This window comes from Lysinibacter sp. HNR (assembly GCF_029760935.1).
Lineage (GTDB): Bacteria > Actinomycetota > Actinomycetes > Actinomycetales > Microbacteriaceae > HNR.
Map to the genome: position 1 here is coordinate 1,424,885 of NZ_CP121684.1, position 25,425 is coordinate 1,450,309.

Here is a 25,425-nt window from a genome sequence, read left to right on the forward strand (position 1 = left end):
CGGCCTCGGTTGTGGGGTAGGTCATGGCTCAAGCCTCCATCTGTCGGGTGCGCGGGTCGAGGGCGGCGTAGGCGATATCCGCAATAATGTTTGCAACAAGAACGGCCAGTGTGATCACGAGGAAAAGGCCCTGCATGAGCGGATAGTCTTTTGCGTTTGTGGCGTCGAGTAGCAGTTTTCCTACCCCCGGGTAGGAGAACACGAGTTCCATCACGAGTGTCCCACCCACGATAAAGCCGAGGGAGAGCGCAAAACTCGAAAGCTGTGGAAGTATCGCGTTACGTGCCGCATAGTTCACCAAGACCCGACGCTGCGGGAGGCCCTTGGCTCGCGCCACCGTGACGTAGTCCTCATCCATGACGGTGATCATCATATTGCGCATTCCGAGGATCCAACCGCCGAGTGAGGCAACCACGATGGTGAGTGCGGGGAGGGTACCGTGCTGGATGACCTGGCCGATGAAGTCCCAGGTGAAGGCGGGTTGGCTGCCTTTGTCATAGGCGTGTGAGGCGGGGAACCATCCCAGCGCGGTAGAAAATAGTGCGATTGCAATAAGTCCCATCCAGAAGTAGGGAACGGTGGAGAAAAATGTGGCAAAGGGAATCACGAGGTCTGCCTTGCTGCCGCGGCGCCAACCCACATAGGAACCGATGGTTGTTCCCAGCACAAACGAGATCACGGTGGCAATTCCCACAAGCCCGATGGTCCACGGGAGCGCCGCGGCAATAACCTCGGAGACGGGGGCGAGCCCTTTAGAAAAGGAACGTCCGAGATCGCCGGTGAAGAGCATCCGCCAATAATCGAGGTACTGCTCAACCAAGGATTTATTGGTATCAAGCCCAAAGAGGGTGCGAAGCGACTCCACCGCCTCCGGGCTGATCTTGCCCTGGTTCTTTTGCAGGTATGCCGAGACGGGGTCACCCTTCATGATTCTGGGAAGAAAGAAGTTAATGGTGACGGCTGCCCACGCGGTAAAGAGGTAAAACGCGGTTCGTCGGAGGAAGAATCTCATTCGGGGGCTCCTGGGGATTTCTTGTGGCGGGGAGCCGCAAAGTGCTTATCGGGATCGGGGGAGGCGTTGCGCAGGGAACGGGTGTACGCGTGACGCGGTTTCAGGATAACCTCATCGGAGGGCCCCCTTTCCACAACCTGCCCGTGATTGAGCACCATGATCTCGTCGCTAAAGTGGCGGGCGGTAGCTAGATCATGGGTGATGTACAGCACGCCCAGGCGTGACTCCCGTTGGAGGTCAGCAAGAAGGTTAAGCACCCCGAGGCGAATCGATACGTCAAGCATCGATACCGGCTCATCGGCGATTAGCAGCGCGGGGCGCGAGGCCAGAGCCCGGGCAATCGCTACCCGTTGACGCTGGCCTCCGGAGAGCTCGTGTGGGCGTCGGTCAACAGTTTCGGCGGGGGAGAGGTTTACCCTTTCGAGAAGCCTTGTTACCTCGCTCGATACCTGATCTGACGGAACCACTCGATCCAGGCGAAGAGGTCGCTCAATATGGTGACGGATGGTGTGGTAGGGATTAAGCGACGCAAAGGGGTCCTGAAAAACCATTCGTACCTGCTGCCGATACGCGCGCAGCCCCCTACCGCGCCGCGGAATGGGTGTGTCATCGAGTAGCACCTCTCCGGAGCTTGCGCGTTCAAGCTGGGTGATGATCTTGGCAATGGTTGATTTGCCACTGCCGCTTTGCCCCACCAGGGCCAGGGTTTTTCCCGACTCAAGGGTGAAGCTCACCCGGTCGAGAGCGAGAAAATTACCGTTTCCCCGAACCCGATATCGTTTGGTCACATCCCGAAATTCCAGAGTGGTCATGCGCGGGAGCCTCTCACAAAGTCGCCGCGTTCGCCCTTTAGGCTGGGGAACGAGGCCAGTAGTTTTTGGGTGTATTCGTGTTGTGCGCCGGTGTAGATGTTTCTGGCCGTGTCCAGCTCGACGACCTCCCCCGCGCGCATGATCGCTATGCGGTCCGAGATTTCCAGCAGCATGGGGAGGTCGTGGGTGATAAAGATCACGGAGAATCCAAACTCCTGTCGCAGCTCTGAGATTTGCTGAAGAATCTCACGCTGCACCAGGACGTCGAGTGCCGTGGTGGGTTCGTCCATGATCATCAATTGGGGTTTTAGAGCCAGTGCCATGGCGATCATGACCCGCTGCCGCATTCCCCCCGAGAGTTCGTGGGGGAATGCTCGCAGCCGGTCACGACTTACACCAACGATGTCGAGCAGCTTGCCCGACTCCTCGGTACGCTCTGCCCTGCTCATACCTGGACGGTGAACGAGAAAAACGTCACCGAGCTGCTTGCCGATATTAATAACGGGATTGAGCGCGTTCATCGCCCCCTGAAACACCATGGATGCTTTGTCCCAGCGAAACGCGCGCATCCGTGTCTCACTGAGGGTGTTCAGGTCGATGTCTTCACCCGAGCTATCGTGAAAGATCACCGATCCCGAGGTGATAACCGCCGGGGGTTTAAGAAGTCGTTGAATACCGTACGCGAGTGTCGTTTTTCCAGAGCCGGACTCACCGGCCAGGCCGAGAATCTCGCCGCGTTCCAGAGAGAGGGACACGTTACGAACGGCCTCAACGGGGGGATCAACGTCGTACAGCACGCTGAAATCTGAAACCGTGAGGAGGGTGTCGATGGCCATAACTCTACCGATCTGAGGGAGCCGCAGTAAGCGTAGTGAGGATCAGTACGGCATTGGGTTGGGTGGGATCAGCGGGAGCGTAAGGATTTTCTTCTCCCGGCCAGCCGACGTAGTTTCTGGTGTTGTAGGAACCGATAAAGGGGCGCGTTCCGATAGCCATGGCGGGAACCTGCTCCACAAAGATCTGTTGGATCGTGTTGAGCGCTGCGGTACGGGTTTCTTCCTCGGGTCCGTTTGCGTAAGCAGCCAGGGCCGCGGTTGCCTCTGCACTATTAAAACGGCCGAAGTTGTAGTCGGCGCTCTCGCCCATCGGCTTCAACCAGCGGCCATCCATCGTGTCACTGTAGATGTCGTAGGGGGTTGCCCCGGTGTCTGTCCAGTGCAGAATGGCTTGGAATTCTCCGTTGCTCTTCATCTCCCACCAGGTGTCTGAATCGGGTGTGTTTACGGTGGTTTCTGCGCCCAGTTCCGTTGCCGCATCTGCAATCAGGCTGATTCCGGTGACATAGTCGTTCCAGCCTTGGGGAACGGAAAGCTCGAAGGAGACTGTTTCGCCGCTGGGATCTGTGAGGACGTCCTCTGACCAGGTGTATCCGGCATCCTCGAGTATGCTTCTCGCCTCTTTAACGTTTACGCGGAAGTTTTTTCCCTTGAATTCGGGTGCGATGAAAGGATCACCGGCTGGGGTGGGGAGTCCCGTGATCGAGGAGACCGAGGGGACGCTTCCCTCTCTGGCGATATCCTTGTGTTTGTCGCGGTCGATAACCAGATTCATTGCCTGACGGAAGGCTTGGTCGTTAAAGGGTTTGGACTCCGTATTGACAAACATCGCGTCTATGCCGAGCCCCGAGGCGGCCCAGTAGACGTTGTGCTCTGGATCTTTATCAAGGAATGCGGATTCCACGTTGGGAATAAAAGCCTGTGCCCAATCGGCGTCTCCGTTTGCAAGAGCCGTGGTGAGCGCGGTGTTGTCGTTGTATGAGACGTAGTAGAGGGTGGGCGCCGCGACCTCGCCGCCCCAGTAGTCATCGCGTGCGGTGAGTTCAACGCTCTGGGTATCAAATTGGCTCAGTGTGTAGGGGCCGGTTCCCACAGGATTTTTGTTGGTATAGGTGGCGGGGTCGGCGACGTCTTCCCAAATATGCTTCGGAACAATGTGCTTGTGTAGTGCCTTATCCTGCTTGACAAACATGGAACTGCCAAACGAGATCGTTACCGAGTTATCGTTCTTTACGACGTCTGTAATGTTCAGGGCTGCGGTGTCGAGTTCAGGGTTTTCCTGTAGCAGGGTGAAGGTGAACTCGATATCGTCTGCGGAGAAGGGTGTGCCATCGCTCCAGGTAACACCGTTCCGGGCGACAACTGTGAGGGCGGTGAAGTTCTCCGACCAGGTAATTTCCTCGGCGAGCCAGGGACGAGCCTCGGCGGTGGGATCAAGCAGATTGATCAGGCCGAGCGGCTCTAAAATGGCGTTGATATAGCCGAGTTTGAGGCCGGAGGAATCTCCCACCCAGGGGTTATTCGATTCGGTTGCGATTGCTCCATCCGGCTTTGCGATGGTGATAGTGGCCCCGTCCTGGGGGCTACCGCTTTGTGAGCTATCACCTGCGCAGCCGGTCATGACCAGCGCTGCGGCCAGCCCCAGTGCAACGAGGGCGGACTTCTTCGTCATATTTTCTCCTACCGTGGAGGGGCTTCAGCGCTGAGGCTGCTCTACCCCGCTTGTGACATCAGAAATGAGTTTTAAGACGTGGAGACAGCGGAGGACCTTCCCTGAGGAGTGGCCCCTAACTGCCACCGCTTCTCAATTTTTCTCGATAGTACGATACTTTTCATAGGTTACCAACTTGTAAGTAAGTTTTCAAATGTTGCTAAAGTAGATTGAGTATTATTTATATTTCTGTATTCATGACCCACAAAGAATTGCTGAGATATGGAATTGCTTTGTGATTACGATAGGCAAAGCGCCAATTCCCGCAATGGACATGCGGGATAGGTCAGGGCGGTTTGATGCCTAGTCACGATTTTTATAGAGGAGACCTCATGGTTGTTGGACAGAAAAAACCGCGTTCTCGACCCGAGACGCTGATAAAGCGACAGGAAATACTGAGGGCCTCTGTTGAGATATTTGGCAGTAAAGGTTCCGTAAACGGTACGCTTTCGGATATTGCTGAACACGTGGGCATGACCCACGCGGGCATCCTTCATCACTTTGGTTCCAAGGAACAACTCCTCTTGGAGGCCCTGCGATACCGTGACGAAAGCGACGTTGAAAACCTTGAGGAAAAACAGATACCCCACGGAATAGAATTTTTTCGTCACCTGGTTCACACAGCTTTTTCTAACGCACAGAGAGCGGGAATCGTTCAGGTTTATGCTGTTCTTTCCGCCGAGTCGGTCACGGATAATCACCCCGCTCGGGAATATTTTGAGGAGCGCTACCGCACTCTTCGCGATGAGGCGGTCGAAGCATTTCGTGTGATGTGCACCGAACGGGGAGTGGAGTCGTCCGCGTCAGTCTTACACGCCGCCGCGAGCATCCTCGCGGTTATGGACGGATTGCAAGTGCAGTGGCTTCTTGATCCGGGCAATGTGGACCTTGGTGGGGCGAGCGAGTTTGCGATTGAGGCGATTGTTTCTGCCGCTCTCAACCCGCAACAGCTCATTCTCGCGGAGGAAACCTCCTGATCGCTGTGCCCGCTTTTCCTGCTGACCAACTCCTTCTAGGCCTTTTGTCGGGGTAATAAAAAGCCACCGGATCCAATGTCTGCGGCTCCCCTTAGAGTTGATTTATGACGCAGATAATCTATAACACAGCAACTTCTCTCGACGGATTTCTCGCAGACAACAATAACTCCCTCGCCTGGCTCTTTGCGGTAGATCAGACGGGGGCTCCAAACAACGATGAGTTCATGTCACACATCGGAGTTCTTGTTCAGGGGTCAACCACCTATGAGTGGGTTTTGCAAGAAACACAATTGCTTGAGCGGCCAGATCAATGGCAGAATTTTTACGGGGATCGTCCCAGCTTTGTCTTTACTTCGCGTGAACTTCCTGTTCCCTTGGGTGCAGATGTGCGTTTTCTTCGTGGGCGGGTGGAAGATCACCTGAAGACTATTCGGCAGGCGGCATCGGGCAAAGATATCTGGGTTATGGGTGGCGGAGATCTGGTGGGGCAATTTGCCGATGCTGGTGCCCTGAACCGTATCGAGGTGACTGTTGCGCCGGTCACGCTTGGCTCGGGAGCGCCCCTGCTACCGCGAGCAATCGGTGCCGATCGGCTCACCCTCATCGAGGCGGCGCAGTACGGACAGTTTGCCAACCTGGTCTACGAGGTTGATACGCGCGTGAACAATCTGGGCTAAAAATTCAGCCACAGTAGCGCTCATATCCCTCCCCGTGTGACTAACATATTGAGTGGTGCCGAATGTTGTGCAGGGGGTGCTCTTCGGAGCAAAACCCAAAGATCAGCGAATGCAATTTTGCCCTTAGACTGAGGGTCATGTATCTACAGGAACTCTTCGGACTCAAGGGCCGTACAGCGTTGGTCACCGGCGGTAGCTCGGGCATCGGCAAGGCAATCGCTATCGCGCTTGCCCGAGCGGGGTCGGAGGTTTTTGTAGCGGCTCGAACCTCTACGGTCATTGAGCAGACGGTCACCGAGATCCGATCACACGGAGGATCTGCAACCGGTATCGTGTCCGATCTCTCCACCCGTGTTGGAGCACACGCTCTTGCCGATGCGGTTCAAGATGTCGATGTAGTTGTCAATTCTGCGGGTATTAACCTTCGCCCACCGATGTCTCAACTGGATGAGCCCACCTGGGACGCCACCATGGCGGTTAACCTTGAAGCGCCCTTCATTCTGGGGCAGCGTCTCGCACCCGGTATGGCAGCACGCGGGTACGGTCGCTTTATTCACATTAGTTCCCAGCAGGCGCATCGCCCGTTTGCCTCTAGCGGGGCATATGGGGTTTCCAAAGCCGCTCTAGAAGCCCTTGCCCGTTCTCAAGCCGAGGCGTGGTCAGGGCAGGGAGTAACTGCAAATGTTCTTATCCCAGGCTTCGTGCAAACTCCGCTCAATCGGCGATTAAGCTCAAAACCGGAAACCGTGAAGGCGCTTGCGGAACGCACCCTCATCGGGCGTAACGGGGTCGCGGAAGATTTTGCGGGAGCCGCGGTTTTTCTTGCGAGTTCAGCATCGAGCTATGTAACAGGCCAGTCAGTCGCGGTTGACGGAGGCTTCTCTGTTCACTGAAATATTGCTGAGGTGTGCAGTAGCTGGGTTTAGAGCGTTGTGAATACCTGGTTGAGCAAGACACAGGCTGGTGGGGCGTGCGGGACTTGAACCCGCGACCGACGGTAAAGGAATCACGCCTACTTAGGGATACATAGGCCCGTAATTCCGGCGATTTCAAGCTGTCGTGACTCTATGTAACCCTATGTAGAGAGTTCAATTCGTCGAGTAAACGTCGAGTAAACCCTCCCCTCCAGCGCCGCACAGGTTGGAGCGAGTGAGTTCCGGGAACCGCTCTGGGCTACACTAACTTTCGTAAATACAAAAACTTTCTAGCAGATAGGGAATCACAGGCGATGTCTAATCACCAAAACTTATATTCACAGCAGGGCTGCATCGACTGTAAAGACTGCGAGAAGGGCGCAGGGTACATCGGGAGGAAAGCCACGCTTTGGGCAATTGGTTTTCCGACCGTTGGGGTGGGTCTGATCTTTTTGCCGTTCTTTAAAAAAATGCCAGTACTGCACTCACAATTCGTGGTGTAATAAGCATTACGTGCCTGATTTGCGCCGTTCGGCTTCACCTGTGCAGGTGTAAATAGGTGGGTGTGTAGGGCGGTGGCTCCCTGCATAAAAAGCGCCCCGCCTACCGGAGTAGACGGGGCGGAGTTATCCAACTGGAGTAAGCTTCGTTTTGTCAGCGTAGTTGATAGACCAGGTGGTCTGCTGCACTATCGCCCAAAAGAAAAACAGCGGACACAGAAAAGACAGGTAAAGAGCACACAGATAACGTTAGTGATGCGTAGCGCTTTGCTCTGTTACGTTAATAGGTTCACTTTTTGATTCTCGATATAATGCCTGAAGGTAACGTGGTTTAATTATCCCCATCACCAGATATCTCGAGTAGGGCTCTTCACCTAAGATGCCTAGTCTCTTCCAGATATGAGCGGAGTATGCCACTCCGCTCAGCCCACTTACAACGAGAGCAAGCAGCGGTTGGAAAGCCGTTAGTTGAATCGCTGTGACTAAAAAGTACACAACAACCCCAGTTATTCCGAGAGACGCGAGGAAAGCTCCCAATTGAATCTTAGGAACTGAAGTTCCTGCCAAAAGGACCCCAACACACACTCCACTAACGAGCAAAATTAGAGTCTCCATACTGTGCTCCTGTCTTCAACCTATTGTTCTAAAACCTAGGATAATCGCTTACCTACACTCAGGTGACATCCACCGCATGGCAATAGGGGCGGGAACCGCCGCAATGAACACACAGCCATTTGCATTCTTGGCTAGAGTTGCCTGTGTGAAGTAGTAGCCGAAGCTTACATAGCAGGCCACTTGAATAGGACTTTTCGGAAGAGCGCCACAGAAGAAGCCGGCAGTGGTGAGACTGGCTAGGTCCCGAGTTTCTTTCTTACTGAAACCAGCACCATATGCGGCGTTGTACCACTGCCATGTTGGATCTGCGATAATTGGGTAGGCTGTGTCGCTGGTTGGTTCGACGATTTGAACAAGCTCTGTGCCACGAATCTCGTAGAACGTTGATACCTCTTTCCCATTCGCGTCACGAGCCCAAGCATCTCCCACGCTGAAGGCTTTGAACGCCCCATCTGAGTTAAAACCAACAACCCACATTGAACCATCTTCGGCAAATGTCGGTTGGAATCCCTCTCCGATTCCATAACTAAATTCGTGTGTGGAGGATGGGCTATTGATGATTGTTTGAACGCGCACTGCCCCGTTATGCATGGCTTGAACAGAAGCGTCTACTCGAGCTTAAAAGCGAGATTTTAACAGAAGTTACCTCTTGCCGAGCAGGAAAGGGCCGACAAGAGGTAACTTGTTTAGCTGTGCGGCGTGACCTGAAAAGAGTCGATGCGTCGCGATTCCCGATACATGCTACGCACATATCGGGAATTAACGCACTCCATCCACACCCACTTCCAATAGGTTACTGAAGGATCGATGTTTTCCCGTTTCCACAATAAGCCCGCATACAAAGCAGAGGCGAGTAATACTGTCACCACTAGGGTGAGGGTCTCAAAAAACGAGTTGTATCCCATTTGAACCATGAGCCATATAACAGGCACTAACAAAGCCAGCGTCGAGAAAAACTCTATCCAACGCATTCGAGGCACGCGAGAACTTGCAACGAGAACACCAATGGCTAAGCCCGCTAGACCGATAATAAGCATGTGGCTATCTCCTTGATACCATAAGTTTCTGTAACGCTACTATTTTACTTACATTCTTTTGAAATCCACCGCATCGCAATTGGAGCAGGAACCACCGCAATAAAAACGCATTGGTTTGCTCCTGCTGCAAGTGATGCTTGTAGAGCCCACGGTACGGCAACCGCCGCACATGCTGCGCTCAAGGGCTGAGGCAGGACTCCGCAAAGGCCCGCACCGGGGCCAGCGGCGTTGAGAGCTTTTGTTTCTTTTTTGCTGAAGCCCGCCCCGTAAGCAGCATTATACCACTGCCAAGTTGGGTCTGCTACCAATGGATACACCGCATTTTCATGCGGTTCAACTATTTGGATCAGATTGCTGCCACTAATTTCGTATCGAGTAGGTACGTCTGAGCCGTTAGCGTCTTTTGCCCAAGCCTCATCCACACTGAACGCTTGATACTCGCCATCATCGGAGAATCCAATAATCCACACGGTGCCATCTTCAGCTTTAACGGGCTGGAAGTTCGTGCCAAATTCATAGCTAAACTCATGGGTAGCATCCGGGTTTCTGATCACCGTCTGCACACGAACTTTTCCATCAGTCAACGCTTGTACAGCAGCATCGACGCTCGCGTCCGTTGCCTGATAAACAACGGTACCGTCAGAGGACATGTGTCCATTTTCTAGGTTCAGGTTTTGGGGGAGATTCACTTCAAGTGCTCCCTCTTTCCCCCCCCCCGCTGATTTGAATTGTGCCTGTTGGATCCACGGGAATATTAACCCCTGCTCCTTCATAGAACGAGCGGTTTGTTGATAGTTGTGAGACTTCCCCTTGATCCGGGGCAACCCGGTCAATCAAAAGAGCAACCTCTTCACTGATATTAGAACTTGCTTTTGCAGCCGTTGTGGTTGATGCGATTAACGCAAAGACTGCCACTGCTGTAGTAACTCCCTGAAACAGAACTTTCTTGTTCATGAATTCCTCTATCGCTTTCGATTATTTAAGTCAACTATGACCATGTTTAGGCTAGCAGTAAAAATGTACTGAAAACAAATGAACGGGCCTGCTGTACCGATCTAGCAGGAGGGCATCATTCATAAAAACTTTAAGTTCCTCAGATTCCTTGGGGGTGAAGGGTTCGTTATGAAGAAACCACTCCACCAGAGGTTTCCCCGCTTTTGAAATATGATTATTAGAGTACGAAAATTCCTGCGCATCTTGGGACATGAGCCTGACTCTAATACCCTCTCGGAACAAAGGTAAACTCAAAATCGCCCCGCCTACCGGAGCAGACGGGGCGGGGTGTTACTCTGCCGCATGCCGACCACGCGGCGTATTGACTCCTGCAAGCACTGGCGCACCGGTACCGAGGATCGCCGCGACCAGGAATAGCGAGAGGCCGCCGTGTTCAGCGGTCAGGAGCACTGAGTGGGAGCAGTACACCCCAAGAGATTTTCGTAAAGCTGTGGCAACACTGCTCGATCGCGAGCTAGGCGGCACCGCCGCACGGGATCAGCTTGGACACTCATCACAGACAGTCACCGATGATCACTACATCGAGCGAAATCGAAGCATTGAGGATCATAGTGACATTCTTCGCGTCATGTATATCGGAGAGTGACCGGATTCAATTCGTCGAGTAAACGTCGAGTAGGGCTAAAATGTCATCTTATAAACAAAAAAATATCCCGGAAATCCGGGGCAATTGGTGGGGCGTGCGGGACTTGAACCCGCGACCGACGGATTATGAGTCCGTTGCTCTAACCAGCTGAGCTAACGCCCCCAGCACCACATCAACGATACAGGCAAAAGGCTCAATCGATAAAATCCGAGTGTCGCATGTCGTTCAAAATTCCGAAAATTTCTGCTCGGCAGCACGATCATCAATGTGTGGAAACACCGTTCGCCTCTACCTGTGGGTGATGCTTAGCCAGTTGAATAACACCGACGATCGCCACAGAACCGGCAATAATAAATCCGATAATGGCCCAGAGTGGGGCAAAAGCGGCTTCTCCCAGCACAACAATTCCGATAAAAACGGCCACGAGAGGATCAATAACCGTGAGTCCCGCGATCACCAGATCGGGTGGCCCCGAGGAATAGGCATTTTGCACAAAATACATTCCGCTCACAGCCGCAGCGATGAGGGCGATCAGGCAGAGGAGGGTGAGCAGGTTAAAATCGCTCTGTTGAATACGGCCAATCACAACCTTGGCGAGGGTGGCTACAAATCCATAAACAACACCAGCCCCCACGATATAAAACATGGCCCGCATCCTGTGGCGAAGGAAAATAAAGGCCAGAAGGAAAAGCACCAAGACGAATCCGAGAATGATCAGGATGGTGACCAGATGCCCCTCAGTGACGGGCAGATCACTGGCGGTAAAAGCCGCAATAGTGACAAATACACAGACTCCAATAACACACATAGCGATGGCAACGCGGGTTTTATGGTTAAGTTTGACCCCAGACAGACGAGAGTTCAAGATAGCTGTTATGACAAGCGCAACCACGCCCAGCGGCTGAACAACGATAAGCGGAGAAAGCGTGAGGCTGCTCAACTGCAGCACAACAGCCATGCCCAGGAGAAGAGTTCCGATAACCCACGAGGGCCGCTTTAACAGGCTCCAAATCTGATTACGATTCAGGCCTTTGCGCGCCTTTTGCCCGGAAAGGCGCTCTACCTTGTTAACACCTCGGGACTGGTATTGAGCACCAAACGAGAGGAACACCGCTCCTAACAGCGCTAAAGGAATTCCCAAAAACTGTATTGGTGTGAGTGAAAATGTCTCGACTTCCTTTGCTAACTCAATAACTACCACTCTGTAACGCTACCGTGTTTCTCCTCGGTAAGCTTGTACATTATGGCAGTTCTTCCAATATGCATCTCTGGCGAGCCCGTTCTGCACCGTCCAGCAGAACCCATCACAGAGTTTGACGACAACCTTCGCACGCTTGTAAACAATATGTTTGAGACGATGGATCTGGCACCCGGAGTGGGTCTGGCCGCTCCTCAGGTGGGGGTGGGTAAACGGCTGTTTATCTGGTCCTACGAAGAGCAAGATGAGGGTCCCGTGCGTGGTATCGCGATTAATCCAACACTGTGGATCTCTCCTCCCTCCATCGAAGAGGTGGACGAGGAGACGGAATCCGAGGGCTGCCTTTCGTTTCCCGGGGAGCGCTTTCCTCTGCGCCGCTCTGATCGCATTCGCTTAGAGGCCTACGACCTGGACAACACACCTTTTACCCTCGAGGCTACGGGCTGGTACGCGCGCATATTCCAGCACGAGTATGATCACCTGAGTGGGCTGCTCTATACGGATCGTCTGGGGCACCCGTTCCATCGGGCTGCGGTCAAGGCTGGAAAGAAGAACGGTTGGGGAAGTCCTGGACAAACCTGGTTGCCCGGAGTTGATACTCCGGAGGGTTAGCTACTGATTAGTCGACTTTCGTAGCGTGTTTTTCCGTGTGAAAGAACCTGTTAAAACGCAACATTTTTCGGTCGGCGGCCCCGAGGCGGACGTACGCTCGACACGGCAAAGCCGTGATCCGAGGTTTTCTCCACCGCATCCAGCCAGTTCAGTGCGGCACGGCTCAGGGTTTCCATGGCGTTCGATCGTAAATCATGAGCTAGGTCTGGGGCATAGCTCTCCTGAGCCGCGATATGTGCCTTGACCCAGTGGTCGCGCATCCCGCTGATAAGCCGTGAACTATCCGTCTGTGGAAGTGAACGCACAAGCATAACCTGAAACACCATGCTTTCCCAAGGATCCCCGCGGTTAATGGCGGGGGAGTGTAACCACTCGTGTGCCAGGGCGTTTCCACGGTCTGACAGTTCGTACAGGGGAAGACCATCGTCGGTGTGTGAGCTCTGACGCACGCTACCGGAGGCGAGGAGACGTTCGAGCGTGCTGTAAATCTGCCCCACGTTTGTTGCGGTTTCACGGAGAACACGCGCATCAATTTCGTTGCGTAGCTGGAGTCCATACGCCGGGCCCTGCGTGAGAATTGCGAGGATGCCGTGTTTTATTGACATTGATTTCTTTCGTGTTGGGGGTGTTTTCCGAATCTAGTAGAACACAGAGTTTCTCTCTCAGCCAGATCACAGGGTTGTTTTTTCGGGTTTTTCTGTGCATAATCATGGTGTAACTGAACATTTGATGGCCATTATCCGGTGACTCGACGTTGGGGAAGACGAAACGAGTTGATCGGAGAAAAAATGGTGCTAACAAGTAGCCGCGGAGTACTTTTTGTGCACTCCTGCCCACGTGCGCTTATGCCTCACCTGGAGTGGGCCATGGGGCGCGCTATTGGTCATTCGACTAGATTCACCTGGAGAGAGCAAAATGCCCTACCGGGAACTCAGCGTGCCGAATTCACCTGGAAGGGGCCCGTGGGTACAGCCGCTGTGGTTGCCTCTTCTCTGCTGGGTTGGGAAGACTTACGCTTCGAGATAACCGAAGAGGCTTCACCCGGAATTGACGGTGGACGCTGGATGCACACCCCCCGCCTGGGCATTTTCCACATGCAACTCGACAGCGTAGGAAACGCCGTGATTCCCGAGGATCGTCTTCGCTATGCAATGGAGGTTGCCGGGTCCTCGGCCCACGAATTACAGCAGGAACTCAGGCTCGCCCTGGGACAAGCCTGGGACGATGAGTTGGAGCCGTTCCGCTACGCGGGAGACAGCCCTACCGTGGTTTGGCTCCGTCAGAGCGGTTGACCGCCGAGTTACACAAAAACGACGGTCAACCTTTTGTGTACCGAACGGGTACGCTAGACGTTGCGAAATCCGACAACAGCGTTGTGGCCACCAAATCCAAAAGAGTTACTGATGGCCAGGTGAGCCTGGTCCTTTAGGGGGCGGGGCGTCGTAACAACATCAAGCGGGATGTTGGGGTCCTGCTCCATGAGATTGATGGTTGGCGGTAGTGTGCGCTCTTTGAGGGCAAGGACAGTGAATGCTGCCTCGATTGCACCCGCACCCCCCAAGAGGTGACCGGTAGAGGCTTTTGTTGCGGAGACGGCAATGTTTTGAATGTGATCCCCAAATGTGCGCTGTAGCGCGTTGTACTCGGCGATGTCTCCGACGGGAGTTGAGGTGGCGTGCGCGTTGACGTGCGTAACATCCTCTATCCGAGCGCCGGCCAGCTTAATAGTTTCGAGCATTGCACGGGCTGCAGCGCTTCCCTCGGGGTCGGGGGCCGTAATGTGATGGGCGTCGCTTGTGACAGCTCCGCCAACAACCTCGGCATAAATCCGGGCCCCCCTGGCTAGCGCGTGCTCTTCAGTTTCGAGCACAAGGGCGGCTGCTCCCTCTCCTAGGACAAAACCGTCACGACTGACATCGTAGGGCCGAGAAGCGGTTGCTGGTTCGTCATTGCGAGTTGAGAGAGCCTGCATCGCGGCAAACGATGCGATGGGAAGAGCGTGAATCGCGGCCTCAGAGCCGCCGGTGATAATTACATCGGCGTATCCGGCACGAAGATGCTCAACGGCGTTAATAATTGACTCGCTGCTTGAGGCGCAGGCAGAGACCACGGTGCGGATTCCTGCGCGAGCGCCAAGATCCATTCCGACGGCTGCTGCGGGCCCATTGGGCATGAGCATGGGAACTGTGAGTGGTAGCACCCGGCGGGGTCCTTTTTCGCGCAGGGTATCCCATGCGTCGAGGAGGGTCCACACACCACCGATTCCGGTTGCCCAGTCGACTCCAAAACGTTCCGGAGTAATCTCTGGCGCGCCGGCATCCGCCCAGGCCTCACGCGCGGCGATGAGCGCAAACTGGCTGGAGGGGTCAAGGCGCTTTGATTCAAAACGCGGAAGGACATCAGCCGCAGGAACTTTTGCTTGCGCGGCAAAGGTGACGGGTAGCTCGTTTTCCGTCACCCACTTCTTCTCAATAGTGCTGGTACCAGATTCTCCAGCGAGCAGGGCGTCCCACGATTCTCTCATGGTTCCGCCGAGCGGGGTGGTGGCACCAAGGCCGGTAACAACAATTTTCATGGTCTACAAAACTCCCGTGAGTGTGAAAATTATGCAGCGGGTTGGATTCTGTCTTATGAACCGCACCCAACCCGCTGAAAGGGTCTTACGCCTGGGCGTTGACGATGAAGGTTACTGCGTCTCCAACGGTTTTGAGGTTCTTGACCTCTTCGTCGGGGATTTTGACGTCGAACTTCTCTTCGGCCTGAACCACGATGGTCATCATCGAGATGGAATCAATGTCGAGGTCATCCGTAAACGACTTATCCAGGGCAACAACATCGGTTGCGATTCCGGTTTCATCGTTAACGAGTTCGGCGAGGCCGGCGAGTACTTCTTCGGTGGACAGTGCCATTATTTTCTCCTTGAGTGGGGTTGTGACCGATAAACAGTGTATAGAGCAAAAAGGCTTATGGAAGCCTTATGATCTGCGCGCCGTAAACCAGTCCGGCGCCAAAACCGATTTGCAGGGCAAGGCCGCCCGATAGTTCCGGCTGTTCTTCCAATAGTCGGTGCATTGCGAGGGGAATCGAAGCGGCAGAGGTGTTGCCGGTGGTTTCAATATCGCGCGCGATGGCTACCGTATCGGGAAGCTTGAGTTGTTTGGCAAACTCGTCGATGATCCTCATGTTTGCCTGATGGGGGATAAAAGCGGCCAGATCTTCGGGTCCAACTCCGGCCGCTTCGAGGGCCTGTTTGGCAACCTTTGCCATCTCCCAGACCGCCCAGCGGAAGACAACCTGACCGTCCTGGCGTAGAGTGGGCCAGGGCTCTCCGTTGCGGAAGGCGAGGAGAGTGTGATTCATACCTACTGCGCTCGCCTTTGACCCATCTGAGCCCCACAGCGTTTGGGATATCCCGGCCTGCTCGGAGGGTCCAACAACAACCGCGCCCGCGCCGTCACCCAGGAGAAAAGAAATGCTCCGGTCGGTGGGGTCAACAATGTCGGAGAGTTTTTCTGCTCCGATCACGAGAACATGACGGGCAAGTCCGGTGCGAATAAATGAGTCTGCTTGGGCCACCCCGTAGGTGTAGCCCGCGCAGGCCGCCGAGATGTCGTAGGCGGCAGCCGGGGTTGCCCCCACGCGATCAGCAACAACTGCCGCCATTGACGGTGTCTGTTGCACATTGCTGATCGTGGAAATAAGTACCACATCGATGTCTGCGCCGATGAGTCCGGCCCGAGAGATTGCCTCCTGCGCGGCCTCCGTCGCTAGATCAACGGCTAGCACATCCGCTGTTGCCCGCTTACGTTCGATAATCCCGGTGCGCTGGCGAATCCACTCGTCTGAGGAATCTATGGGACCCACGAGCTCATCGTTAGTGACCGAGAGCGACCCGCGAGCGGCGCCCACGGAGAGGATGCGTGTAAACGGTGTGCCCGCGCTCTGTTGTAGTTGAACCATGTCTGTCCTTATGTCTTGTGGGGTTAGGCTTCGCTCGACGGGCCGCGAGAACTCGAAGCGATGAGTTCAACGGCGGTCTCAAGGTCGTCGGGTGTTTTAACAGCGACGGTGGGAATACCTCGTAGACCGCGCTTGGCAATTCCGGTGAGGGCACCGGCAGGGGTGAGCTCGATGAGGCCGGTGATACCCGCGTTCTGAAAACCAGCCATGCACAGATCCCAGCGAACTGGAGAAGAAACCTGGCTTACAAGAAGGTTGAGGAAGGAGGATCCCTCTGTGACGATGCTGCCGTCGTGATTGGTCCATAGGGTGTGGGTGGGGCTTGCCGGGGTGACGGAATCTGCAATTCTCTGCAGCTCGGCAACCGCAGACTCCATATACGCGGTGTGAAAGGCTCCCGCTACCTGAAGTGGAATAACGCGTGCGCCGCGTGGAGCGGATTCTGCCAGTGAGGCGAGCGCGTCAAGCGAACCTGCAGCAACGATCTGCCCGGCACCGTTCATGTTTGCGGGGGTAAGTCCCGCCTGTGTAATGGCCGCAAGAACGTCTTCTTCAACGCCTCCGACGACCGCTGACATACCAGTTTTTTCCAGGGTTGCAGCGTGGGCCATGAGACGCCCACGTTCCCGAACCAGGGTGAGGGCGTCTGCATCGGTGAGGATGCCCGCTGCCGCTGCCGCTGCAAACTCTCCAACGGAGTGTCCCGCCAGACCAACAGAGGCGGTGTCCGTGAGGTTAGTGAGGGCGGTCCATGCGAGAAGACTCGCGGCCACAATAAGGGGCTGTGCCACGGCCGTATCCCGAATAGTGTCGGCATCACTTGTGGTTCCGTGCGCAACAAGATCAATCTTGGCCAGCTCGGAGAGCTCGTCAAGACGTGTACGGTACTCGGGGACCGCGATCCACGAGTCGAGAAAACCTGGGGTTTGGGAGCCCTGTCCCGGGCACGTTACAACGATCACTGCAATAGTCTCGCAGATGTTACATGCTGATGCTGGATATTATTCACTAATAAAACCAAATACCTTTGTAGGAAACTTACATTCTTGTGTATTGCCTCAACGTCCGCGCTGATTTCCGGAGGCTATCGCCCCCACGATGAGGGCGCTCTGGAGAATGAGCGCTTCACGCGCGCCCGTAGCGTCCCAGCCGATTACCTCGGAGACCCGCTTGAGCCTGTAGCGCACGGTATTCGGGTGTACAAAGAGTTCACGCGCGGTAGCCTCAAGCGAGCGTCCATTATCAAGATAACACTGGAGAGTGGTGAGTAGCTCAGGTGAGGAATGCACCTGCAACGGCTCATAGATGCGTTCAATGAGGGTGCGGCGGGCCATCCCATCGCCGGCCAGGGCACGCTCTGGCAGCAGGTCATCGGCAAACACCGGACGCGGAGCGTCACGCCACGCCCGCGCCACCGCAATACCGGCCAGGGCCGCCCGTGCGCTTTTTGACGCGTCTACCAGGCTATCAACCGGGTGTCCCAGCACAAGCTGCCCGTCGCCAAAAGCAAATTCAAGACGCTGGGCAATCTCCATAAAGCTTAGTTTGGGTTCGGGGGTGCCCGCGATTTCGCCCTCACCGTGAGGGGTCTCCGCACGCCCGATGACAAGAACCAAGCGATTACCCTGAAGCCCAATGAGAACGTCGGCGCCGAGGTGCCGTGCCGTGCGCCGAATTTGGTCAACATCCACAGAGGGCGTACCGGTGCCCACCAGCACACAGGCTTCCCCATGACCGTGCCAGCCCAGAGCCGCAATGCGGCTCTGAAGTTCGTTATCTGATTCGCCGGTGAGGATGGAGTCGACAACCAGAGCCTCAAGTCGGGCATCCCAGAGGCCGCGTGCTTCCGCGGCCCTAGCGTAGACATCGGCCGCGGCAAAGGCGATTTCACGGGAATAGAGCAGTACACTCTCCTTGAGAGCGTCACTATCACCCTTTACCCTCTCCTCCACAACCTCCACAACAACACGGATGAGCTGAAGCGTTTGTTGCAGGCTCACTGAGCGCAGCAACTCCCGGGGAGCCGCCCCAAACACGTCTGAGGCGATCCAGGGGGTATCGTGGGGGTTGTCGTACCAGGAGATAAAAGAGGTGATTCCTGCCTGCGCCACCAAGCCGACCGCAGAGCGGCGGCTCGGTGGCATCTCTTTATACCAGGGGAGGGTCTCCTCCAATTGCTTGAGGATTATCGTGGCAAGCTCACCCGAGATGGTGCGCAACCACGCTAGCTCTTGTTCCTTTGTCCGTGCCACGGTCTACTGGTGCAGCTCTAGCTTTCGCCGCCGGCGTTTCCGGTCGTTCCCGCGTTGACATCGTGCAAGCGGTACTTTTCGATTGCCTGCGCCGGTGCATCGGCGGGCACCTCACCAGCAAGTGCTAGGCGCTGTAGCGCCCGAACTACGATGGAGTGCACATCAATCTTAAAGTAACGACGGGCAGCCGCCCTGGTGTCAGAGAACCCGAAGTCGTCGGCACCTAGCGTGGCGTAGTCGGCGGGAATAAACTGGCGAATTTGATCGGTTACTGAGTGACTAAAGTCACTCACAGCGATGACCGGTCCGGTTGCGCTTCCCAGCTTCTGGGTAATGTACGCGGTTTTTTGTGCGCCACCCGGGTTGAGGAAGTTGTGTTCATCGGCGGCAAGACCGTCACGACGAAGCTCCGACCAGCTGGTGACGCTCCACACATCGGCGGCAACCCCCCAATCCTCGGCGAGAATTTGCTGAGCTTCAAGAGCCCAGGGAACCGCAACTCCGGAGGCAAGAAGCTGGGTCTTTGGCCCGGAGACGGTGGCGTCGCTGAGCTTGTAGATACCCCGCAGCAGGCCTTCCACATCTAGGTTTTCGGGTTCCGCCGGCTGGACGATGGGCTCGTTGTAGACCGTCAGATAGTAGATAACGTTGGGGCTGGGGTGTGTCCCCCCGTACATGCGGGCGAGGCCATCACGCACGATGTGGCCAATCTCGTAACCGTAGGCCGGATCGTACGACACAACCGCCGGGTTTGTTGAGGAGAGAACTAGCGAGTGGCCGTCTGCGTGCTGCAGTCCCTCTCCTGTGAGCGTGGTGCGCCCCGCGGTGGCTCCGATGAGGAACCCTCGCGCCATCTGGTCACCCGCAGCCCAAAAGGCATCACCTGTGCGCTGGAAACCAAACATCGAGTAGAAAATATACACCGGGATTAGCGGCTGGCCCTGGGTGGAGTAGGAGGTACCTACCGCGGTGAAAGCGGCTGCGGCACCCGCCTCATTGATTCCCACGTGCAGCAGGATACCCTGCTCGCTCTCTTTATAGGCGAGGAGTAGTTCACGGTCAACCGAGGTGTAATGCTGACCGTTGGGGTTGTAAATCTTTGAGGTTGGGAAGTACGCGTCCATGCCAAAGGTGCGAGCCTCGTCGGGAATGATAGGCACGATCCGTCCGCCGAATTCTTTGTCCCGCATGAGGTCTTTGAGTAGCCGGACAAAGGCCATAGTGGTGGCGGCTTCTTGCTTTCCCGAGCCCTTCTTGGAGAGGGCGTAGGCGGATTCGGGGGGCATCGTTACCGGTACGTGTGTGGTGCGACGTTCCGGTAGGTATCCGCCCAGTTCTTGACGTCGCTCCCGAATGTATCGAATCGCGGGGTCGTTTGCGCCCGGGTGGTAGTAGGGGGGCAGGTAAGGGTTTTCCTCAAGCACAGCATCCGTAATCGGGATGTGCATAGTGTCGCGGAACTGCTTGATGTCGTCGAGGGTCATCTTCTTCATCTGGTGGGTTGCGTTACGCCCCTCAAAGTGTGGGCCAAGGCCGTAACCCTTGATGGTGTGGGCGAGGATAACCGTTGGCTGTCCCTTGTGCTCGTGAGCGGCTTTAAAAGCTGCGTACACCTTGCGATAGTCGTGGCCACCGCGGCGGAGTCCCCAGATCTGATCGTCGGAGTAGTTCTCAACCATTTTGAGCGTGCGCTCATCGCGGCCAAAGAAGTTCTCACGAATGTAGGCGCCGCTTTCAGCCTTGTAGGTTTGGAAGTCACCATCGGGGGTGGTGTTCATGAGCTTAAGCAGGGCGCCGTCGGTATCACGTCCGAGCAGGTCATCCCACTCGCGACCCCACACAACCTTGATGACGTTCCAGCCGGCACCACGGAAGAACGATTCGAGTTCCTGGATAATTTTTCCGTTGCCGCGCACAGGGCCGTCGAGGCGCTGGAGGTTACAGTTGATCACAAAGTTCAGGTTGTCGAGTTTCTCGTTGGCGGCCACCTGAAGTTGACCACGGCTCTCGACCTCGTCCATTTCGCCGTCACCGAGGAACGCCCAGACCTGCTGGTCAGAAGCATCCTTAATGCCGCGATTGGTGAGGTACTTGTTGAGCTGTGCCTGGTAAATGGCATTGATCGGGCCAAGGCCCATCGACACGGTGGGGAACTGCCAGAAATCTGGCATGAGGCGTGGGTGAGGGTACGAGGGAATGCCCCCGCCAATGTGAGATTTTTCCTGACGGAATCCGTCAAGGTTATCTGCGCTGAGGCGCCCCTCAAGAAAGGCTCGCGAGTAGATGCCGGGAGAGGCGTGACCCTGGATAAAAATCTGGTCCCCGCCGCCGGGGTGGTCCTGACCCCGGAAGAAATGGTTAAATCCGACTTCGTACAGTGACGCGGAAGAAGCGTAGGTGGAGATGTGGCCCCCCACACCGATTCCGGGGCGCTGCGCCCGGTGCACAAGCATTGCCGCGTTCCAGCGAATCCATGAACGATACTTGCGTTCGAGGTCTTCGTCTCCGGGAAACTCGGGCTCACTTGTGGAGGGAATGGTGTTGATGTAGTCGGTAGTGGGAACTTGCGGAACGTTCAGGTGCAAATCCCTGGATCGCTCCAACAGACTCAGCATGATTTCGCGTGCACGCGCGGGGCCGTTGGCCCTCACTAGCTGGTCAAGAGATTCAGTCCACTCGGCGGTTTCTTGAGGGTCCGCGTCATTACTGTTTACCGAATACGGGTCTTGGTTGTGTACAGCCACCCTGAGCTCTTTCTCTTCGCTACTGTCTCTGATGTGCTGATTGCACACCAGAAAGTATGGCGTTTTTGTAGATCGCCACGATGATAGATGCTTCAAGCCTATCGAGTATTCAATGTTTATGGGAACGCTCTTGGCAAGCCTCCAGGAAGATACTAGTATGTTGCTTTCGGCTCCCCGTTTACAACCCGGGTAGAGCCCTGAAAGGACTCATTTACCATGGCTCTCGAAAACGAAACTCTCGCCCCCGACTTTGAATTGGCAAACCAGTTTGGAGAGCGTATCCGGCTGAGCGATTTCCACGGGAAAAGGGCTGTTGCGCTCGTTTTTTTCCCCCTGGCTTTTTCAAATATTTGCCGGGGAGAGTTATCGGAGCTTCAAGAAAACCTTTCGCTTTTTCGCGACGGTCAGGTGGAACTGCTGGGGATTTCAGTGGATTCAAAGCATACGCTTCGCGCCTGGGCAGAGAACCAGGGTTACGAGTTTGATCTTCTGGCGGACTTTTGGCCCCACGGCCAGGTTGCTAAGGAGTACGGGGTGTTTTTGGAGGAAAAAGGATTTGCCAATCGTGCCACTTTCATCATTGATAAGAATGGTGTTATTCAGGCAAGCTTTGTGACGATCCCGGGGGAGGCCCGTGATATTCAGTCCTACCGTGACGCTCTGGCGGTTCTTGTGGACGGGATCCGAACGAACTAAGTTTCGTCAGAATCTTCTCCCTATCCGTCGTTCGAACCCTCTCGTGGTAAAAGTTTTTGTCTAAACGAGCCCGGAAAATCAAGGCGTTTTTTCTCGGTTAGGTTTCTTCTGATTTTCTCTGTACTATAGACAAGTTCGCTTCGTGCGGAAGAGGGCCTTTAGCTCAGCTGGTAGAGCGCCACGTTTACACCGTGGATGTCATCGGTTCGATCCCGGTAGGGCCCACTCGAGAAGGTTGAGACTGCTCGAATAGGTTCCCATCAAACATGTTTGGTGGGAACTGTTTTATCTGAAGAAGATGAGGTCTGGTCTTGCATTCCACAGAAGAAGAACTAGAAAAACAGGCTCGTTCCATCGTTATTGCAAAAATGACGTATAAATATGTTGTGCTTCTGTGGGCTCTGGTGATTGCCGGATTGGTACTCATCTGGTCTTTGACAACACCCGGGGGTTATTTCTGGCCGATGTGGCCCGCTTTCGGTATGGGTATCGCAGCAACTTTTTGGGGCCTTTCTCTCTACGGCAGGGGACCTTTTCACGTTAAGCAGAGTCAGGTTGAGAAAGAAATGGAACGCCTGCGTAGCCAGCAGGGTCGCTAAGAAGGACTTTTTTATACTGATTGAGGGTTGGTCGGGAGTGAGTGGCTAAAGTCCTCTTGGGGGATAGCTCAGGAGTGCGGGCTAGATTCACTGTGCTTGTTGTGTCGGTGCCCCGGCCGGTTTTTATCCGAAGAGGTGCGATTATCGGCTACGTCTATGTAGGCGGCCGCGGGGCGCGTTGAGGATGAGCACGCCTGTGCTCTGTCTGCTACACCGGGAATGGTCTGCTGTTGGATATGGCCTCGTAATTGTTTGCGATAAGAGTTTTTTCGACCTCGGTGAAAACTAATTTTCCTGAGTTTTATTTCGTCTAGATCAGACGGGTTCTTCAGACCAAAATCACCATCCTAAAACGATAAAAGCCCCGGGTCAGCTAGTGACGACCAGAGTGAAATTAATCACAGCACCGCTATCAGCATTGGTCAGCGTCACAGCTGTGCGTCCTGCGGCGAGTGGGGTGATGCCCGGATTTGTGGACAGGGTGCCGGTGTCGGTTGCGGGGACAAATGTAGCGATTGAGGGATCAGCGAAGGATGCCGACCAAGCAAGTGGTGATGCTCCGCCCGTGAGTACGAGGACGTTTGTCAATGGCACATCGACGGTTGTGTCAGACAGCTCTTGAGCGTCTCTCATGATCGGCGGAACCTGTCCGGTCGTCGGTGACGGGGTTGCTGCATTGTCGTCAGCAGTTGATGTGGGAGATGGTGAAGGGTAAGGCGACCCCGTACAACCGCTTAATGCGGCGCTCACGATGCCCACAACAGCAAAGATAGTCAGTGTTCGTGCACGTATTATCATCAACCCAGATTAACAGAAGAAAAGTTACGTGACGATATTTTTTTTATTACCTGCAATCAACCTGTCATTAATGGTGAAAAGATAATGCGACTCCGAGATTGTCGCCGCGATGACGAGTCGAATAACTACGAGCACGGCCGTGTTCTACGGAAGTTTGCCCACAGCGCTGTTGCCCGGAAATGTAAGAAGTTGGCGTCGATCATTTTAAAAGGTAGCCTGGCTAAAATAAGAGTCAAGGATATATAGGCTCTTACTTAGTCATAACCGTCGTGGCGTACCATATCTGCTGTTAGTGAGAAAACGAGGCTTTTCATGAGGTACCAACCCCACCGTCTGATTTCTGCCGATTTTACCCCGTGGCCATCACGCTCTGAACAGGCGGTTGTAGTTGCGGGACCCGAGACCGATCAAGCGGTAAACGCTATCGGATACGCCGTTTTTATGGAGGGTGATATCGCGCCTGCCCTGGGCCTTACTCGAGAGGAGCTGGTCGCAGCGGGATTTGAGGGTAAGGTTGGGCAAACGCTCGTGCTTCCCAGATCAGGTTCTGCCACAGTCATTGCGGTTGGTCTGGGGGAGAGAGATGAGCTTAGTCCCTCGAGCCTGCGTAATGCGGCAGCTGCCTTCAGCCGCGCCGGAAAACAGTACGCCCACATTGCCACCGATCTGGTGGAGGCGGCAACCACGGTGAGCGCCGACGTGGCAAGCACAGTGGTTGTTGAGGGTATTTTACTTGCCCGCTACCGCTACACCGAGCTTAAAACAAAGCCCGAGGTAACGCCGCTCAACCGTCTTGATCTGGTAGGACGATCCGACATTCTTGGGATTGAAAAAGGACGGGTGTTGGCGCGTTCAGCCGCTCTCGCGCGAGACCTCGCCGCCGCGCCTCCCGCCCATCTCACGGCAACAGCTTTTGCGGAGTTTGCTCGGGACATTGCCCCGCAATTTGGGCTTGTAGCAGAGTCTTTTGATAAGACACAGCTGATTGAACTTGGTTGTGGAGGATTGTTGGGGGTCAACGCGGGAAGCCGCGAGGAGCCCCGGATGATTAAGCTCACCTACACGCCCACTGAAGATTCCATGGGGCATCTGGCGCTGGTGGGCAAAGGAATCATGTATGACTCGGGTGGAATCTCGTTAAAGCCGGGCGATGCCATGCACCTGGCCATGAAGATGGATATGTCGGGTGCAGCGGCGATCCTGTCTGCGATGACAACTCTTGCAGAACTGGGGTGCCGTAATACGGTAACCGCCTATCTAATGTGCACGGATAATATGCCCTCCGGCTCTGCAACGGCAATGGGAGATGTCCTAACCATTCGTGGCGGAACAACCGTTGAGGTTAAAAACACCGATGCCGAGGGCCGCCTGGTGATGGCGGATGCGCTGGTTCTTGCGACGGAAGAAAAAGTGGACGCTATTGTTGACATCGCGACGCTCACAGGTGCCGCTCTGGTGTCGCTCGGCCCGCTCACATCCGCGCTTTTTGGTAATGATCAGTACCTAGTGGATCAGGTTCGGAACGCCTCCAACCTCACAGACGAAGGCGTGTGGCAGATGCCTCTCGAGCATCGCTACCGCGATCAGCTTGACTCCGACGTTGCCGACATCAGCAATCTGGGCGGTCCCTATGCTGGAGCCACCACTGCCGCGCTGTTTCTAAACGAGTTTGTGGGCGAAACACCGTGGGCCCACATCGACATGTGCGGCCCTATGCAGTCTGATAAGGATGACTTCTGGCGCTCAAAAGGGCCAACCGGTTACGGTGCCCGGTTACTTGCCGAAATGGCGCTGTCTTTCACCTCAGAGCGCTAATCCGTGGCCTGTGCTACCCGCGTACGAGCTTTATCTTGGCGGAAAGCAAGGGTTATTCTA

26 protein-coding genes and 2 tRNA genes are annotated in these 25,425 nt (G+C 55.1%); 10 read left to right on the plus strand and 18 right to left on the minus strand.

What is annotated here, in order from left to right; all coding sequences use genetic code 11:
• Positions 1-28: 28 nt before the first annotated feature.
• Genes FrondiHNR_RS06400 through FrondiHNR_RS06415 form a run of 4 tightly spaced genes read right to left on the minus strand, consistent with a single transcriptional unit; the run spans position 29 to position 4,332 of the window.
• Positions 29-1,012: an ABC transporter permease gene (locus FrondiHNR_RS06400; RefSeq protein WP_279354403.1), complete on the minus strand. Its 984-nt coding sequence runs from the start codon at positions 1,010-1,012 to the stop codon at positions 29-31.
• Positions 1,009-1,824, minus strand: coding sequence for an ATP-binding cassette domain-containing protein (locus FrondiHNR_RS06405; RefSeq protein ID WP_279354404.1), 816 nt, complete (start codon positions 1,822-1,824; stop codon positions 1,009-1,011). The genes FrondiHNR_RS06400 and FrondiHNR_RS06405 overlap by 4 nt, the downstream gene beginning before the upstream one ends.
• On the minus strand, positions 1,821-2,660 hold the full coding sequence (locus FrondiHNR_RS06410; RefSeq protein WP_279354405.1) for an ABC transporter ATP-binding protein: 840 nt from the start codon (positions 2,658-2,660) through the stop codon (positions 1,821-1,823). Before FrondiHNR_RS06410 ends, FrondiHNR_RS06405 begins: the two co-directional genes overlap by 4 nt.
• Positions 2,661-2,664: 4 nt before the next feature.
• Positions 2,665-4,332 (minus strand): ABC transporter substrate-binding protein, encoded by a 1,668-nt coding sequence (locus tag FrondiHNR_RS06415; protein ID WP_279354406.1) that lies wholly within the window; start codon positions 4,330-4,332, stop codon positions 2,665-2,667.
• A 371-nt stretch (positions 4,333-4,703) separates the two neighbouring features.
• Between FrondiHNR_RS06415 and FrondiHNR_RS06420 the strand changes: the two genes are divergently transcribed.
• The 3 genes from FrondiHNR_RS06420 to FrondiHNR_RS06430 all read left to right on the plus strand — a co-directional run bounded on the left by FrondiHNR_RS06420 (position 4,704) and on the right by FrondiHNR_RS06430 (position 6,918).
• The gene (locus FrondiHNR_RS06420) at positions 4,704-5,348 is read left to right on the plus strand and encodes a TetR/AcrR family transcriptional regulator (RefSeq protein WP_279354407.1); all 645 of its coding nucleotides are present in this window, start codon (positions 4,704-4,706) and stop codon (positions 5,346-5,348) included.
• Positions 5,349-5,452: 104 nt separating this feature from the next.
• Positions 5,453-6,025, plus strand: coding sequence for a dihydrofolate reductase family protein (locus FrondiHNR_RS06425; protein ID WP_279354408.1), 573 nt, complete (start codon positions 5,453-5,455; stop codon positions 6,023-6,025).
• A 137-nt stretch (positions 6,026-6,162) separates the two neighbouring features.
• Positions 6,163-6,918, plus strand: coding sequence for an SDR family oxidoreductase (locus FrondiHNR_RS06430; RefSeq protein WP_279354409.1), 756 nt, complete (start codon positions 6,163-6,165; stop codon positions 6,916-6,918).
• A 1,184-nt stretch (positions 6,919-8,102) separates the two neighbouring features.
• Here the strand turns inward: FrondiHNR_RS06430 and FrondiHNR_RS06435 are convergent.
• The 4 genes from FrondiHNR_RS06435 to FrondiHNR_RS06450 form a co-directional block, all read right to left on the minus strand.
• Positions 8,103-8,645 (minus strand): hypothetical protein, encoded by a 543-nt coding sequence (locus FrondiHNR_RS06435; RefSeq protein ID WP_279354410.1) that lies wholly within the window; start codon positions 8,643-8,645, stop codon positions 8,103-8,105.
• 95 nt (positions 8,646-8,740) lie between these two features.
• A complete protein-coding gene (locus FrondiHNR_RS06440; RefSeq protein ID WP_279354411.1) occupies positions 8,741-9,091 on the minus strand; it encodes a hypothetical protein in 351 nt (116 codons plus the stop codon).
• 44 nt (positions 9,092-9,135) lie between these two features.
• Positions 9,136-9,780: a hypothetical protein gene (locus tag FrondiHNR_RS06445; protein ID WP_279354412.1), complete on the minus strand. Its 645-nt coding sequence runs from the start codon at positions 9,778-9,780 to the stop codon at positions 9,136-9,138.
• 1 nt (position 9,781) lies between these two features.
• Complete coding sequence (locus FrondiHNR_RS06450) at positions 9,782-10,045, minus strand: hypothetical protein (protein ID WP_279354413.1); 264 nt, start codon at positions 10,043-10,045, stop codon at positions 9,782-9,784.
• Positions 10,046-10,535: 490 nt separating this feature from the next.
• Here FrondiHNR_RS06450 and FrondiHNR_RS06455 point away from each other — a divergent pair, with 490 nt between their 5' ends.
• Complete coding sequence (locus tag FrondiHNR_RS06455) at positions 10,536-10,691, plus strand: hypothetical protein (protein ID WP_279354414.1); 156 nt, start codon at positions 10,536-10,538, stop codon at positions 10,689-10,691.
• Positions 10,692-10,776: 85 nt separating this feature from the next.
• Here the strand turns inward: FrondiHNR_RS06455 and FrondiHNR_RS06460 are convergent.
• Positions 10,777-10,853: transfer RNA gene (locus tag FrondiHNR_RS06460), tRNA-Ile, on the minus strand.
• Positions 10,854-10,953: 100 nt separating this feature from the next.
• Positions 10,954-11,892, minus strand: a complete 939-nt coding sequence (locus tag FrondiHNR_RS06465; protein WP_347567132.1) for a DMT family transporter — start codon at positions 11,890-11,892, stop codon at positions 10,954-10,956.
• Positions 11,893-11,934: 42 nt separating this feature from the next.
• Here FrondiHNR_RS06465 and def point away from each other — a divergent pair, with 42 nt between their 5' ends.
• Positions 11,935-12,501: a peptide deformylase gene (def, locus tag FrondiHNR_RS06470; protein ID WP_279354415.1), complete on the plus strand. Its 567-nt coding sequence runs from the start codon at positions 11,935-11,937 to the stop codon at positions 12,499-12,501.
• Between the two features lie 50 nt (positions 12,502-12,551).
• Here def and FrondiHNR_RS06475 read toward each other — a convergent pair whose 3' ends face one another.
• Positions 12,552-13,106, minus strand: a complete 555-nt coding sequence (locus FrondiHNR_RS06475) for a PadR family transcriptional regulator (protein ID WP_279354416.1) — start codon at positions 13,104-13,106, stop codon at positions 12,552-12,554.
• A 183-nt stretch (positions 13,107-13,289) separates the two neighbouring features.
• On the opposite strand from FrondiHNR_RS06475, the gene FrondiHNR_RS06480 reads away from it, so the two are divergent.
• Positions 13,290-13,793: a DUF3145 domain-containing protein gene (locus FrondiHNR_RS06480; protein ID WP_279354417.1), complete on the plus strand. Its 504-nt coding sequence runs from the start codon at positions 13,290-13,292 to the stop codon at positions 13,791-13,793.
• Positions 13,794-13,846: 53 nt separating this feature from the next.
• On the opposite strand, the gene FrondiHNR_RS06485 is transcribed toward FrondiHNR_RS06480, so the two are convergent.
• The 6 genes from FrondiHNR_RS06485 to aceE all read right to left on the minus strand — a co-directional run bounded on the left by FrondiHNR_RS06485 (position 13,847) and on the right by aceE (position 21,457).
• Complete coding sequence (locus FrondiHNR_RS06485; RefSeq protein WP_279354418.1) at positions 13,847-15,076, minus strand: beta-ketoacyl-[acyl-carrier-protein] synthase family protein; 1,230 nt, start codon at positions 15,074-15,076, stop codon at positions 13,847-13,849.
• A gap of 85 nt (positions 15,077-15,161) precedes the next feature.
• Complete coding sequence (locus FrondiHNR_RS06490) at positions 15,162-15,410, minus strand: acyl carrier protein (protein ID WP_279354419.1); 249 nt, start codon at positions 15,408-15,410, stop codon at positions 15,162-15,164.
• A gap of 55 nt (positions 15,411-15,465) precedes the next feature.
• Positions 15,466-16,461 (minus strand): beta-ketoacyl-ACP synthase III, encoded by a 996-nt coding sequence (locus FrondiHNR_RS06495; RefSeq protein ID WP_279354420.1) that lies wholly within the window; start codon positions 16,459-16,461, stop codon positions 15,466-15,468.
• A 23-nt stretch (positions 16,462-16,484) separates the two neighbouring features.
• Positions 16,485-17,423, minus strand: a complete 939-nt coding sequence (locus tag FrondiHNR_RS06500) for an ACP S-malonyltransferase (protein ID WP_279354421.1) — start codon at positions 17,421-17,423, stop codon at positions 16,485-16,487.
• A gap of 96 nt (positions 17,424-17,519) precedes the next feature.
• On the minus strand, positions 17,520-18,713 hold the full coding sequence (locus FrondiHNR_RS06505) for a PucR family transcriptional regulator (protein ID WP_279354422.1): 1,194 nt from the start codon (positions 18,711-18,713) through the stop codon (positions 17,520-17,522).
• A 17-nt stretch (positions 18,714-18,730) separates the two neighbouring features.
• A complete protein-coding gene (gene aceE, locus FrondiHNR_RS06510; RefSeq protein ID WP_279354423.1) occupies positions 18,731-21,457 on the minus strand; it encodes a pyruvate dehydrogenase (acetyl-transferring), homodimeric type in 2,727 nt (908 codons plus the stop codon).
• 216 nt (positions 21,458-21,673) lie between these two features.
• Between aceE and FrondiHNR_RS06515 the strand changes: the two genes are divergently transcribed.
• From FrondiHNR_RS06515 to FrondiHNR_RS06525, 3 genes are all read left to right on the plus strand, one after another.
• Positions 21,674-22,153, plus strand: a complete 480-nt coding sequence (locus FrondiHNR_RS06515) for a peroxiredoxin (protein ID WP_279354424.1) — start codon at positions 21,674-21,676, stop codon at positions 22,151-22,153.
• A 152-nt stretch (positions 22,154-22,305) separates the two neighbouring features.
• Positions 22,306-22,378, plus strand: a tRNA-Val gene (locus tag FrondiHNR_RS06520).
• 86 nt (positions 22,379-22,464) lie between these two features.
• Complete coding sequence (locus FrondiHNR_RS06525) at positions 22,465-22,752, plus strand: 2TM domain-containing protein (protein ID WP_279354425.1); 288 nt, start codon at positions 22,465-22,467, stop codon at positions 22,750-22,752.
• A gap of 369 nt (positions 22,753-23,121) precedes the next feature.
• Here the strand turns inward: FrondiHNR_RS06525 and FrondiHNR_RS06530 are convergent, their stop codons facing one another.
• The gene (locus tag FrondiHNR_RS06530; RefSeq protein ID WP_279354426.1) at positions 23,122-23,385 is read right to left on the minus strand and encodes a hypothetical protein; all 264 of its coding nucleotides are present in this window, start codon (positions 23,383-23,385) and stop codon (positions 23,122-23,124) included.
• 477 nt (positions 23,386-23,862) lie between these two features.
• Here FrondiHNR_RS06530 and FrondiHNR_RS06535 point away from each other — a divergent pair, with 477 nt between their 5' ends.
• Positions 23,863-25,365: a leucyl aminopeptidase gene (locus FrondiHNR_RS06535; protein ID WP_279354427.1), complete on the plus strand. Its 1,503-nt coding sequence runs from the start codon at positions 23,863-23,865 to the stop codon at positions 25,363-25,365.
• Positions 25,366-25,425: the final 60 nt, after the last annotated feature.